The 13531-nt window shown below is 72.7% G+C and carries 8 protein-coding genes; 4 read left to right on the forward strand and 4 right to left on the reverse strand.

The genetic code is table 11. The annotated features are described in order from the left end of the window. Nucleotides 1-326: 326 nt before the first annotated feature. A complete protein-coding gene (locus tag ACHBTE_RS32300; RefSeq protein WP_394728661.1) occupies nucleotides 327-875 on the reverse strand; it encodes a MarR family winged helix-turn-helix transcriptional regulator in 549 nt (182 codons plus the stop codon). 132 nt (nucleotides 876-1007) lie between these two features. On the opposite strand from ACHBTE_RS32300, the gene ACHBTE_RS32305 reads away from it, so the two are divergent. Then, nucleotides 1008-2276: an MFS transporter gene (locus ACHBTE_RS32305; protein ID WP_394728750.1), complete on the forward strand. Its 1269-nt coding sequence runs from the start codon at nucleotides 1008-1010 to the stop codon at nucleotides 2274-2276. A 9-nt stretch (nucleotides 2277-2285) separates the two neighbouring features. Here the strand turns inward: ACHBTE_RS32305 and ACHBTE_RS32310 are convergent, their stop codons facing one another. Both ACHBTE_RS32310 and ACHBTE_RS32315 read right to left on the reverse strand, forming a co-directional pair. Further along, nucleotides 2286-3950, reverse strand: coding sequence for a SpoIIE family protein phosphatase (locus ACHBTE_RS32310; RefSeq protein ID WP_394728663.1), 1665 nt, complete (start codon nucleotides 3948-3950; stop codon nucleotides 2286-2288). Between the two features lie 258 nt (nucleotides 3951-4208). Continuing rightward, the gene (locus tag ACHBTE_RS32315; RefSeq protein WP_394728665.1) at nucleotides 4209-5588 is read right to left on the reverse strand and encodes an NAD(P)/FAD-dependent oxidoreductase; all 1380 of its coding nucleotides are present in this window, start codon (nucleotides 5586-5588) and stop codon (nucleotides 4209-4211) included. Nucleotides 5589-5968: 380 nt separating this feature from the next. Between ACHBTE_RS32315 and ACHBTE_RS32320 the strand changes: the two genes are divergently transcribed. Further along, on the forward strand, nucleotides 5969-6751 hold the full coding sequence (locus ACHBTE_RS32320) for a TetR/AcrR family transcriptional regulator (RefSeq protein WP_394728667.1): 783 nt from the start codon (nucleotides 5969-5971) through the stop codon (nucleotides 6749-6751). 310 nt (nucleotides 6752-7061) lie between these two features. Continuing rightward, a complete protein-coding gene (locus tag ACHBTE_RS32325; protein ID WP_394728669.1) occupies nucleotides 7062-9149 on the forward strand; it encodes a sigma-70 family RNA polymerase sigma factor in 2088 nt (695 codons plus the stop codon). Nucleotides 9150-9241: 92 nt separating this feature from the next. Here the strand turns inward: ACHBTE_RS32325 and ACHBTE_RS32330 are convergent, their stop codons facing one another. Continuing rightward, the gene (locus ACHBTE_RS32330) at nucleotides 9242-11335 is read right to left on the reverse strand and encodes an asparagine synthase-related protein (RefSeq protein ID WP_394728671.1); all 2094 of its coding nucleotides are present in this window, start codon (nucleotides 11333-11335) and stop codon (nucleotides 9242-9244) included. A 713-nt stretch (nucleotides 11336-12048) separates the two neighbouring features. On the opposite strand from ACHBTE_RS32330, the gene ACHBTE_RS32335 reads away from it, so the two are divergent. Further along, nucleotides 12049-13473, forward strand: coding sequence for an MFS transporter (locus tag ACHBTE_RS32335; protein ID WP_394728673.1), 1425 nt, complete (start codon nucleotides 12049-12051; stop codon nucleotides 13471-13473). Nucleotides 13474-13531: the final 58 nt, after the last annotated feature.

The raw sequence follows: 13531 nt of genomic DNA on the forward strand, positions 1-13531 counted from the left end.
CCGACTTTATCAGATCCTTTCGGGCCTGACTCCCAGTCAGCGGGGCTTGTCTTCCCGGCCGTTGGGCCGTTCCGACGTCTCAAACCTTAGCGGATCCTCCCGGCGATTCCTAATCGGACCGCCGGTCCCAATTCGAATTGAATTCGGGCACGCCGAAATCAACCCGGGTGGGAGATCATGCTGGTGGTTTGGGTTGCCGCTCTAGCGGCGGGAGTGCTGTCGTAGAACCGTTACGGCTCCGCGGCAACCCGGAGAACACTACGGACCGGGCAGAGGGCTGTCAAGCGTCCACTGTCAAGATCTTTTGTGGGGCGGGCAGGCCCGGCTCAGTCCAGGTCGCTCAGGCGCCCGCCGGCGTCCGGCTGTGCGTCCTCCACCCTGCGGAGCAGGCGGGTGAGCACCTCGCCGAGGGTGGTGCGTTCGTCCGCCGAGAGGTCCTGGAGCAGGTCCTCCTCGAAGACCGACGCCAGTCGCATCGCCTCCAGCCACTTCTCCCGTCCCTCCACGGTCAGTTCCACGATGACGCGGACCCGGTTGGTCTCGTCTCGTTCCCGGGTCACCAGACCCTCGGAAACCATGCGGTCGATCCGGTGGGTCATCGCGGCCGGGGTGAGGCCGAGACGCTTGGCGAGGTCGCTGGGGCCCAGGCGGTAGGGAGCGCCGGAGAGGACGAGGGCCTTGAGGACCTCCCACTCGGCGTTGCTGATGCCGAGCGCTGCGGTCTGACGGCCGTAGGCGACGTTCATGCGGCGGTTGAGGCGGGACAGGGCCGAGACGACCTTCTCGACCTGGGGGTCCAGGTCCTGGAACTCGCGCTGGTACGCGGCGATCTGTTCTTCGAGTGTCGGTTCGCTGATGCCGGGGGTGTCGCCCATGGGCCGAGTATGGCACGGGCCTGCTTGGCGTTGAAGTCCTTCGATGTGTACTCTTTAGCTTCGAACTTTAGCTTTGAAGTCTTCAGACCTACATCGAGAGAGGTGAACGTGACCAGGGCGATGGGCGCAGCGATGCGCCGGATCCATGTGGGCAACGCACTCAGCGCGTTCGGGCTCGGTTTCACCGTCCCCTACCTGTATGTCTACGTCGCGCAGGTGCGAGGGCTCGGTGCCATGACGGCGGGGCTGGTCCTCGCCGTCTTCGCCGTGGCCGCGCTGGTGGTACTGCCGTTCGCCGGACGGGCCATCGTCCGGCGAGGCCCGCTGCCGGTGCTGCTCGCCGCTCTGGTCACCGCCGCGCTGGGATCGCTGAGCCTCGGGCTCGCGGGGACCGCGGCGACCGTACTGCTGTCGGCGGCGGCGCTCGGGGCGGGGCAGGCCGTGATGCAGCCGGCGCTCGCGACGATGATCGTGGACTGCTCTCCGTCGGCGACCCGGTCGCGGGCGTTCGCGACGCAGTTCTTTCTGCAGAACCTGGGACTCGGGGTCGGCGGGTTGATCGGCGGCCATCTCGTCGACGCGTCGAGCGTCTCGTCCTTCACTCTGCTGTTCGCGATTCAGGCGGCGATGTTCCTGCTGCTCGTCGTGGTGATGTCGACCGTGCGCATGCCGCGGGCGCCCAGGATCGAGGGGGTACCCGGCGGTGCCTCGGCGAAGGGGAGCTGGAAGCAGCTGCTCGGGAACCGGGCGATGGTGCAGCTGTGTGTGCTGGGCTTCGTGCTGTTCTTCGCCTGCTACGGCCAGTTCGAGTCGGGGCTCGCCGCCTACGGGGTGGAAGCCGCCGGGGTTTCGACGTCGGCGCTCGGGGCCGCGCTGGCGGCCAACACCGCGATGATCGTGGTGGCGCAGTTCGCCGTGCTGAAGTTCGTGGAGCGGCGCAGGCGGTCCAGGGTGATCGCGGCCGTGGGCCTGATCTGGGCCTTGGCCTGGGTCGCGGCGGGGTATGCCGGGCTCGGACACGGGAGTCAGGCGATGGCCACGGCGGCCTTCATCTCGACCTACGCCCTGTTCGGGCTCGGTGAGGCGATGCTGTCGCCGACGGTGCCCCCGCTGGTGGCGGATCTGGCGCCGGAGGGGATGGCCGGGCAGTACAACTCCGCTTTCGCCTTGGTGAAGCAGCTTGCGCTGGCCGTGGGGCCGGCGGTGGGCGGGCCGATGGGGGCCGCGCTGCACGGGCCGTATGTGGTGACGTTCTTCGGGTTCTCGCTGGGGATCACGTATCTCGCGCTGCGGTTGGGGCGCCGGCTCACCGCGGTTCAGGATCAGCCGGCGCTCGCCGGGAGCCTGGTCGTGGCGCAGGGGACCGCGGCGCCGTCCGGGCAGGCTCGGGCGCACGCCTGAGCGAGGGCCCTAGGTGCCCCGGGTCGCGCCTTTCGGCAGGGCGAACTCGCACCACACCGCTTTTCCGCCGCCGGGGGTCCGGCGGCAGCCCCAGGCCGAGGCGATCGTCGCGACGATGGCGATGCCTCGGCCCGACTCGTCGCCCGGTTCGGCTCGGCGGCGGCGGGGGAGGTGGTCGTCGCCGTCGGTGACCTCGATGATCAGGCGGCGGTCGGTGCGGCGCAGGCGCAGGCGCATGGGTGGCGTGCCGTGCTGGAGGGAGTTGGCGACCAGTTCGCTGGTGGCCAGGACACCCAGGTCGTGCAGATCCGCCGGGAAACGCCAGCTCGTCAGGACGCCGGAGGCGAAGGCGCGGGCTCGGGGCGCTGCCTCGACGCCGCCCAGCAGCTCCAGGGCCGCGTTGCGGAAGAGGTCGCTGTCGGGGCCGGTGCGGGCCGGGTGCTGGAGGACCAGGACGGCGACGTCGTCGTCGTGGTCGGCGGTCACGCCCGCGCTGCGCACCAGGCGGTCGCAGACCACCTGGGGGGTGCCGGTCGCGCCGGCCAGGGCGCGTGCGAGCGAGGCGATTCCCTCGTCGAGGTCCTCGTCCCGGCGTTCCACCAGGCCGTCGGTGTAGAGGACGGCCGTGGAGCCGGGGCTCAGGGCGATCGAGCCGGACGCGTGCATCCAGCCGCCGGTGCCCAGTGGCGGGCCCGTGGGTTCGTCGGCGCGCTGGACCTGGCCGTTCTCGTCGCGGACCAGGATGGGGAGGTGGCCGGCGGAGGCGTACACCAGGCGGCCCTCGTTCGGGTCGTGGATGGCGTAGACGCAGGTGGCGATCTGGTTGGCGTCGATCTCGGTGGCCAGGCCGTCGAGGAGCTGGAGGACCTCGTGCGGGGGGAGGTCCAGTCGGGCGTAGGCCCGCACCGCCGTACGGAGTTGGCCCATGACCGCTGCCGCTCGGACGCCTCTGCCCATCACGTCGCCGATGACGAGCGCTGTGCGACCGCCGCCCAGGGTGATCACGTCGTACCAGTCGCCGCCGACGGCGGCCTCGGTGCCGCCGGGGTGGTAGGTGGCGGCGATCCGCAGGTCGTCCGGTTGTTCGAGCTCCTGGGGGAGGAGGGAGCGCTGGAGGGTGACGGCCGTTTCGCGCTGGCGGCGTTCGCTGGCGCGCAGGCGCTCGGCGGCCTCCGCGTGGTCGGTGACGTCGGTGGCGAAGACGAGGACACCGCCGTCCCGCTCGGTCACCGGGGTGCAGATGAAGGTGTAGGAGCGGCCGTCGGGGGCCTTGCGGGACTTGAGGGTGCGGGGCTTGCCGCTGCGCAGGACCTGGTCGAGGAGGGGAAGCAGGCCCAGTTCGGCCAGTTCGGGGAGGGCCTCGCGGGCGGGTTCACCCGGGGGGCGTACACCGAAGGCGGTCACATAGGCGTCGTTGACGTAGGCGAGGCGGTGGTCGGTGCCGTGGACGAGGGCGACCAGGGACGGGACGCGGTCCAGGACCTCCCGGACCGGCAGTTCGTCCAGGGCGGGGTTGGGCTTGTCCTCGTCGGTGAGATGTTCGGCGCGGGCCGCGGGAACGGCACCGGGGCCGTCCCCCCTGCGGTCCGGCGTGAGGGCCACCGTGGGTTCGGTCCGCGCTGCGGCGCGGCGCTGCGTTCCGGGGAGCCGGGCGCTCCAGCGCGTGAAGTTCACGAATCCTTGCCTCGTGTCGTCGTCTTCGGCCAGCTCCGGACCCGGCCGGGGGCCTGAGGGGCGGCGGTACCCCGGGTTTGCAGCACTGTGGGAGAGCCTTGTGGGTCGATGGGCGGGCGGGGCCCGTCCGAGGTCGTCCAGGGGTCGGGGTCGGTTCGCGTGCGGTGTCGGGATCGGTTCGGGATCAGTCTGGCAGTGCGGCCGACCTGGCCGACACCCGTCAGACGCCCGCCCGGTCGGTGGAGTTCCTGGGTCCGGTCAGGACGACCCCTTCGGGTCGCCTCCCGGGTTGTGTGGATGCTTTCCACCGGCCGCGAGTTCGAACTCCGCTCGGGGGTGTTCGAGCGAACCGAGGGAGACGACCTCCCTCTTGAAGAGTCCCGACAGCGTCCATTCGGCCAGGACGCGGGCCTTGCGGTTGAAGGTCGGCACCCTGCTGAGGTGGTAGACGCGGTGCATGAACCAGGCAGCGTAGCCCTTCAGCTTGCGTCCGTAGACCTGCGCGACACCTTTGTGGAAGCCGAGGGAGGCGACGGAGCCGGCGTATTTGTACGCGTACGTCTGAAGGGGTTCGCCGCGCAGGGAGTGGACGATGTTGTCGCCGAGGACCTTCGCCTGCCGCAGCGCGTGCTGGGCGTTGGGGGCGCACTGGGTGCCGGGCTCGTCGGCGGTGACGTCGGGGACGGCGGCGGCGTCTCCCGCCGCCCACGCGTGCGTGGTGCCCTGGACGGCGAGCTCCGGGGTGCACCTGAGCCGGCCGCGTTCGTCGAGGGGCAGGTCGGTGGCGGCGAGGACCGGGTGGGGTTTGACGCCGGCCGTCCAGACGACCGTACGGGTGGGGAAGCGGGCGCCGTCGCTGAGGGCGGCGACGCGGTCGACGCAGGAGTCGAGGCGGGTGTGCAGGCGTACGTCGATGTTGCGGCGGCGCAGTTCGGTGACGGTGTAGCGGCCCATGTCGGCGCCGACCTCGGGCAGGATGCGGTCGGATGCCTCGACGAGGATCCACTTCATGTCCTCGGGCCGGACGTTGTGGTAGTAGCGCGTGGCGTAGCGGGCCATGTCCTCGAGTTCGCCGAGCGCCTCCACGCCCGCGTAGCCGCCTCCCACGAAGACGAAGGTGAGGGCCGCGTCGCGGATCGCCGGGTCGCGGGTGGAGGAGGCGATGTCCATCTGCTCGATGACGTGGTTGCGCAGGCCGATGGCCTCTTCGACGGTCTTGAAGCCGATGCCGTGGTCGGCGAGGCCGGGCACGGGGAGGGTGCGCGAGACGGAGCCGGGCGCGAGGACGAGTTCGTCGTACGACAGCTGTTCGGTGCCGGTGCCCTCCTCCTCGGCGGCGAGGGTGGTCAGCGTGGCGGTGCGCCCCGCGTGGTCGATGGCGGTGGCCTCGCCGATGATGATCCGGCATCCGGGCAGCACACGGCGCAGCGGTACGACCACATGACGTGGGGAGATGGACCCGGCAGCCGCTTCGGGGAGGAACGGCTGATACGTCATGTACGGGTCGGGAGTGACGACCGTGATCTCGGCCTCGCCCCGCGCGAGTTCCTGTTTCAGTCTCCGCGTCAGACGCAGGGCCGTGTACATCCCGACGTAGCCGCCGCCGACAACGAGAATGCGCGCACGTTCCTTCACCATCCCATGACGCACCCGGCGCTTGCGTTTGTCCACAGGCTCGACAATTTGTGTGACCGGAGGCCGTCGGTGCCGCGATTTGGCCGAAATGCCGGAGTGCGCGGAAAGTGCGCAGGTCACAGGGTGTGCGCCGGGGGGACTGGGGTGGCGCAATCCGGACGTAAACGACCCGTACTCCGATCGGGGGGCGCTCCGTGCGGAACGTGCCCCTTCTGAATTGACTTCCTCTCAACTATGTTCGTGTGTCGACGGGGTGTAGGGGGATGCGCTCTCGGGTCCGCGATGACACAGGGCGGGCTCGTTGTCCGGGCTTGTTCCGCGACGCTCCGGCTTGCAATGACGGGGAGTCTCCGGGGGGAGACGTCATTACCGGGGGATCGCTTATGCATGTTCAGGATTCTCGTTGGTCTTCGGCGGCGGCCATCGCACCGGCCGGCGCAGCGGTCGGCGCAGCGATGAGCGCGGCCACAGGCAACGGACGCGCGGACAGCGCGCGTACGACGCCGCTGCGCGTGGACGCACAGCGCAATCTGGAGCACGTGCTGCGTGCGGCACGCGAGGTCTTCGGCGAGCTGGGCTACGGCGCGCCGATGGAGGACGTGGCACGCCGCGCGCGGGTCGGCGTCGGGACGGTGTACCGCCGCTTCCCGAGCAAGGACGTCCTGGTGCGGCGCATAGCCCAGGAGGAGACCTCCCGGCTGACCGACCAGGCGCGTGCCGCGCTCGGCCAGGAGGACGAGCCGTGGTCGGCGCTGTCGCGCTTCCTGCGTACGTCGGTGGCCTCGGGCGCCGGCCGGCTGCTGCCGCCGCAGGTGCTGCGGGTCGGGGTGGCCGAGGACGGCGGCGCGCTCGACGAGGCCCGGGTGCCGCAGCAGCGGATGCAGCCGGGCGTCGGGGAGCTGCGGTTGGTGCCGGAGCAGCCGGCCGCGGTGCCGGCGGACCCGGTGGACGACGCGGGGGCGGCGGCGCTGCTCGACGTCGTGGGCCGACTCGTGGAGCGGGCGCGCGCGGCGGGTGAGCTGCGGGCCGACGTGTCGGTGTCGGACGTGCTGCTGGTGATCGCCACGGCGGCGCCCTCGCTGCCGGACGCGGCGCAGCAGGCGGCGGCGTCGTCACGGCTGCTGGACATCCTGCTGGAGGGGCTGCGGTCGCGGCCTCAGGCGTGAGCCGGCGCGCGGCCGGCTCGGAGTGACCGAGGGGCGGGGGGCTGCTGTGCCGGGTGCTGTGCCCGGCGCTGTGGCGTCCCGCCTCGAACACCGACGGGAACCCCTTGCCGGGCACGTCCCGGATGGTGCTCAACTCCCGCCCGTTGAGCGTCGGTCGAGCCTTCCCTGTGCGGGCGAGGGCTAGTACTGCCATGCGGGAAGTCCCCACGGACGGGTGGATGTCCGTCGGCGCGGGGCCTGACCAAAAGCCAATATGGCACCCTGACCCGGTGTCCTGGACTGGTGGAGCTGGCGGCGGGGGCTTTCCTCGATGAGCGTTGACGGGCGGGACGAGTCACCCGGGGACGACGACTCGGCGACTGGGCAGGTGCCGAGTCAGGGCGGCCGGGCGGATCTGCCACCGGGCGGCGGCAGCACGGAGGGCCGCGCACCGGGCGGCGCCGAGGGCGTCGTCCCGGCACAGCGCGACCGGCGCGAGGACAGCGCACTGCCATCGCCGCGCGAACCGCAACCTCCCCGCGATCTGCCATCGCCGCACGAACTGGCACCGACACACGTACTGCCGCCGCACGAACTGCCGCCGTCGGACGCCGACCTGATCGGCCGTATGCGCTCGGGCGACGACACCGCCTACGAGGAGCTGTACCGACGCCACGCGCAGGCGGTGCGCCGGTACGCGCGCTCATGCTGCCGTGACGCCCACACCGCCGACGACCTCACCGCCGAGGTCTTCGCCCGCATGCTCCAGGCGGTACGCGGCGGCTCGGGCCCCGAGCACGCCGTACGCGCGTATCTGCTCACCTCGATCCGGCGGGCCGCCGCGGACTGGACGAGGTCGGCGCGGCGCGAGCAACTGGTCGACGACTTCGCGGTGTTCGCCGCGCAGTCCGCGCGGGTCTCCGACGTCGCTGACCACGACAGCGTGGACCTGGGCGCCGATGTGCTGGCGATGCACGAGGCCGAACGGTCCATGGCCATGCGGGCCTTCCGGTCGCTGCCGGAGCGCTGGCAGGCCGTGCTGTGGCACACCGAGGTCGAGGACGAGTCGCCCAGCGAGGTCGCCACGCTGTTCGGGCTCGACGCCAACGGCACGCGTGTACTGGCCAGCCGCGCCCGGGAGGGGCTCAAGCAGGCCTATCTCCAGGCCCATGTCAGCGCCAGCCTCGCCGGCGACGAGGAGTGCGCCCGCCATGCCGACCGCCTCGGGGCGTACGCCCGGGGCAGTCTGCGCGCCCGTGCCGAGCGGGGGCTGCGCAAGCATCTGGAGGAGTGCGCCAAGTGCCGGCTGGCCGCGGGCCAGATCAAGGAAGTCGCCGGCGGCATCCCGGCCGTCGTGCCGGTCGCCGTCATCGGCTGGTTCGGCGCCGCAGGGTACGCCAAGGCGGCCGGTCTCATCGCCGGTGGTGCCTCAGTGGGCGCGGCCGGTGCGGCGGGGGCGACCGCGGTGGCGGGCGGCTCGTCGAGCGGTGCCGGGGCCGGAAGCGGGGCCGCGAGTGGGGCCGGTGGGGCCGGGGGCGGTTCGTCCGGTGGGGCGGGCAGCGGTGGCGCGGCGGTCTCCGAGGGGCTCGGCGCACCACTGAAGGCCGGGATCGCGGCCGGTGTGGTCGCCGTGGGCGTGACGGCGGCGATCGTGCTCGCGCTGGCCGGCAACGACAAACCGGACGGCCGGGAGGACGCCAAGCCGCCCTCCGTGCCGTCTCCCGTCGTCGAGGAGACGCCGACGCCCGAGCCGCCGACGCCCACCAAACCGCCGAAGCCGACGAAGCCACCGAAGCGGGAGCCCACCGCACAGCCGCCGGTGGCCGACCCGGCCACCGGGCCGAAGCCGGCCCCGGCTCCGCCCAGGCCCCCGTCACCCACACCCACCCCACGGCCCACGCCCACTCCGACTCCGACTCCGACCCCCACCCCGACACCCACGCCGACCCCGCCTCCGCCGCCCGCGCCCGCTCCCCCGCCCGCCCCGGTCGTCTACCAGTGGAACCGGCTCTCCTACGACATCGCCGGTGACGGCGATGCGCCCGAGATGCGGATCGGCGAGAGCAACTGGGTGTGGCAGCGGTACGGCGTGCCGATCGCCGGCAAGCGGTACGCGCACGGGGTCACCGTGCACGGCCGGTCCTCCGTCACCATCGACCTCAACCGGCGCTGCTCCGCCTACGACGCGATGGTCGGGGTCGACGACTCGACCCTGGGGCTCGGCGCGTTCTCCTTCTCCGTCCATGCCGACGGCGTACTGCTGTGGCGGTCGGGAGTGATCGAGGGCGGGGACCCCGCGGTACCGGTCCATGTGAACCTCGCCGGGCGGGAGACGGTACGGCTGGTGGTCGAACCGCGCAGCACCGTCGACAGCCTGCTGCTCGCGGACTGGGCGGAGTCGAGGTTCAGCTGCATGTGAGGCGGTTCGGCCGGGTGCGCCGGCGCCGGGGGGGCCACTCACCGCCCCTCGACGCCGACCGCCACTTGACACTCACCGACCCTCGACGCGCACTACCCCCGGCGCGCCCCCGCCCCCAACGCCCCCCGCCGCGGCGGGATGCCCGCCGGTACCGCGCGCTGGCGGGCCGGGGTGCCGGTCCAGCAGGTGCCGCGGCGGGCGAGGAGGCGGCGCAGCCAGAGTTCCAGGGAGACCAGGTCGGCGAGGCCGTCCAGGGGCAGGGGTTCGCCCTCGGCCGCCGCGCGCAGGGCCTTGCGGACGACCCGGGCCTCCACCAGGCCCGCCTCGGCGAGGAGGGGGGTGCCGAAGAGGGACATCAGCGGGTCCGCGGCCACTCTCATGCCGGTGCGTGCCGCCACCGCCGAGGAAGCGTGCGACGGCACGCCCCAGCCGGCGGGGAGGTCGGCCACTCCGGCGCCCTCCAGGACCGTACGGAGGATCGCCGCGCGGGCGCCGGGCTGGACGCGCAGGGCCTCCGGTAGGACCCGGCAGGCGCGCACGACCTGGTTGTCGAGGAACGGGGCGTGCAGGCGCTGGAAGCGGATCTCGGCGGCCTGTTCGAGGACGCGCAGGTCGGCCGCGTGCCGGGCGAGGGCCGCACGCGCGCGGTAGTCACCGGGGCGCTGCCCCGGGCCCACCCCGTTGCGGTTCGTCGCCGCTTGCAGCCGAACCGATACTTCAGCCAGTGCCTCGCCGGTCAGCCACCGGGCCGCCGGGCCCGGTCTGGCCCAGGTGAGCGCGGCGAGCGACGCCCCTACGGCACCTCCGGGCTCGTCGAAGCGGCGGTGCATGAGCCGGTCGGCCAGGGTGTCCAGGCCCGTCCGGTACGGGGTGCGGGCCAGCTTGCGTGCCGCGCCGTACACGCGCGCGGGCACCAGGACCGAGCCGTCCGCCTTCGCCAGCGCCGCGACCGGGCGGACCAGGTGGCGCCGCTTGCGGTCCATCAACAGGTCCGCGAGGCGGGCCGGGTGGGCGTCCAGGACCTGGCGGGCGCCGTGCCCGGTGAAGTGGTCGGCGCTGCCGGACGCCAGTCGGGCGCGGTGCCGCACCGCCGTCACCAAGCTCGGACCCGGCTCGTCCGTGAGCGGCCCGTCCAGGTCGGCGTACGGCAGTGTCTCCTCGCCGCCCGCGACCACCACGTGGTGCAGGCGCGGGTTGGCCGCGAGGGCACCCGCCCGCTCCAGCTCGGCCTCCCGGCCGCCGACCGCGAGGTCGTTGAAGGTCACCGCGAGAAGGCGCTCCCCCGCGCCCGTGCCGTGGCCCAGGACCGTGCCCGGCATACCGGGGAGGCCGGCGGCCAGCAGCGCCAGGGTGGCCGAGGCGGGGCCGCCGGACAGGTCGGCGCCGATGCCCGGCACCGGCATCCCGCGCGCCGCACGCCGCTCGGCCGGACCCATCCCCGGCACCGGGCCCGGGTCTATGTCGGTGCCGGGCACATGGCGGGGCGCCGAAAGACGGGCGCGTACCGCCTCCACCAGGGCGTCGCGCACGGCGTCCACCGCGCTGTCCGGGTCCGCCGCCGGCGCGGCCACGGCGAGGGAGGCCACCGGCTCGTACCCGGCGATCTCGCGCGCGCCGGTGCGCAGGATCAGCGCATGCCCCGGCGGAATGCGCCGTACGCCGTCGTAAGGGGTGGAGTCGTGCACGGCAGCCGGGACGTCGGGGGCGGCGAGCAGTGCGGCGAGGTGTCCGAAGTCGAGGTTGGCCTCGATGAGGTCGGCGAGGGGCAGCGCGGCCGTCGCATACGCCGTACCGCCCGCCCAGGGGGTGTAGAACACGGGGCGCGCGCCTGCCAGATCACCGCAGACCGTGACCCTGCGGCCCACCTGGACGACGGCCGTGTAGCTGCCGGACCACGCCGTCAGATGCCGAAGTGCCCCGCCCCTGGCGGCGAACAGACCGACCCGCAGTTGTTCGTCGCTGGCGCCGCACGTCCCCAGCACCGCGATCCTGGTCTGTGCGTCGGCCTTGACCACGCGCACCTCGTCGGGGCGCCAGTCGCCGACGGCCCACAGCGGGTCGGGGTCGCCCCACAGGAGTTGGGAGCCGACCGGGTGCACGGTCTCACCGTCGCTTCCGGTGGACCCGGCGGAATCGATCCCGGCGGTCACCGCGGCGGTGCTGCTCCATCCCACCAACCACCGCATCGCCGCCTCCACAGGCTGTGGACAACCAGTGCACCGTACGAACCGGTTCACCATGCTGCCATGAAGGAAGCGTGCCGGAGCGGCGACGGAGCCGCTCGAACTCCCCCAATTGCGCCAGCGCGAGCGCCCCCGTGGCCTGCGCACACTGTTCGAACTCCCGGGCGGGGCAGGGATGTCGGCCAAGCACTGCGGCGCGAATGCGCCCTCGATGCGCTCCCCGAAAACGCCCTTCGCGCCCTCAAGTTCCGTGGTGAGAGCGGCAATCACCCCGAGAGCGCAGGGTCGCTTTTCAGCCAAATCGGCGCCGCAAGGACAGGCTCGCGCACGCTCCGTACACTGCCGCGCGCTACTCGCCGTGCTCGCCGTGCGCGCAGTCCGGGGAACGAAAGGACGCCCCCCGGACCGTTCCGCCGCCCGCGGGGATGGAGGCGGCGGAATCCCCCAGCCCACTGGATCCAGTACAGCGGGCCGACCCACGCAGAAGCCATGGAACCGCTCCCCCGATGGCCGGAGAAGAGCGCACGGACGGGCGCACGGCCACACGGCGGGGGCACGCCACAACTGTGCGTAGGGGGTGCGCACTTGAGTGCGGACCACAATCCCGCCATCCGGAAGAATGCCCCTTAACGCTTGGGATGCGGCGAACTACGCTGGGTTTACGAATGCCGCGTGGTTATGCCAGCGCGGCAGCCGTCTGTGTCGAGGGGTGGCGCATGTCCAGGGAGCAACGCGGGCCGAACGAAAAGCTCGGCGCCGTTCTCGCCCTCGCGGGAATCAGCAACGCAGGACTCGCCCGACGCGTCAACGACCTTGGCGCTCAGCGGGGCCTGACTCTTCGCTACGACAAGACGTCGGTGGCGCGCTGGGTGTCGAAGGGCATGGTGCCGCAGGGTGCCGCGCCGCACCTCATCGCCGCCGCGATCGGCCAGAAGCTGGGCCGTCCGGTGCCGCTCCACGAGATCGGCCTGGCGGACGCGGACCCCGCCCCCGAAGTGGGCCTCGCCTTTCCCCGGGACGTCGGCCAGGCGGTGAAATCGGCGACCGAGCTGTACCGTCTCGACCTCGCCGGACGCCGCGCCGGCACCGGCGGCATCTGGCAGTCGCTGGCCGGCTCCTTCGCGGTGAGCGCATACGCAACGCCCGCCTCACGGTGGCTGATAACCCCGGCCGACAGTTCGGTCGCGCGTGAGGTGAGCCCGTCCGAGAGCTCCGGCGCACCGCTCAAAGTCGGCCACAGCGATGTGCAGAAGCTGCGGGAGGCCGCCGAGGACGCCAGGCGCTGGGACTCCAAGTACGGAGGCGGCGACTGGCGTTCGTCCATGGTGCCCGAATGCCTACGGGTGGAGGCCGCACCGCTGCTGCTCGGCTCGTACTCCGACGAGGTGGGGCGGGCCCTGTTCGGGGCCTCCGCCGAGCTCACCCGGCTCGCGGGCTGGATGGCCTTCGACACCGGGCAGCAGGAGGCGGCCCAGCGGTACTACATCCAGGCGCTGCGGCTCGCCCGAGCCGCGGCCGACGTACCCCTCGGCGGGTATGTGCTGGCGTCGATGTCCCTCCAGGCGACCTACCGCGGTTTCGGCGACGAGGGCGTCGACCTCGCCCAGGCGGCCCTGGAGCGCAACCGGGGGCTCGCCACGGCCCGCACCATGAGCTTCTTCCGCCTGGTCGAGGCACGCGCACACGCACGCGCGAGTGACGCACAGGCCGCCGGCGCGGCCCTGAAGGCGGCGGAGGGCTGGCTGGAGCGGTCCCGGGACGGGGACAACGACCCGTCGTGGCTGGGGTTCTACTCCTACGACCGGTTCTGCGCGGACGCCGCCGAGTGCTACCGGGACCTGAAGGCTCCGCGCCAGGTACGGCGGTTCACGGAGCAGGCCCTGTCGAAGCCGACGGAGGAGTTCGTGCGCTCGCACGGGCTGCGGCTCGTCGTGTCCGCGGTCGCCGAGCTCGAGTCGGGCAACCTCGATGCGGCATGCGAGCAGGGCGTACGGGCGGTGGAGGTCGCGGGGCGGATATCGTCCGCGCGCACCACCGAGTACGTGAAGGACCTGCTGCACCGCCTGGAGCCGTACGGCGACGAACCGAGGGTCGTCGAGCTGCGGGAGCGGGCGCGGCCCCTGCTGATGACACCCGCCTGAGCGTGCCCATGCCCTCCTGCCCGGACCGGGGCGCCCCGACGTGTCGTCCCGCCCGGCC

This window comes from Streptomyces sp. M41, from assembly GCF_043673425.1.
In the GTDB taxonomy this organism is placed as follows: Bacteria; Actinomycetota; Actinomycetes; order Streptomycetales; family Streptomycetaceae; genus Streptomyces.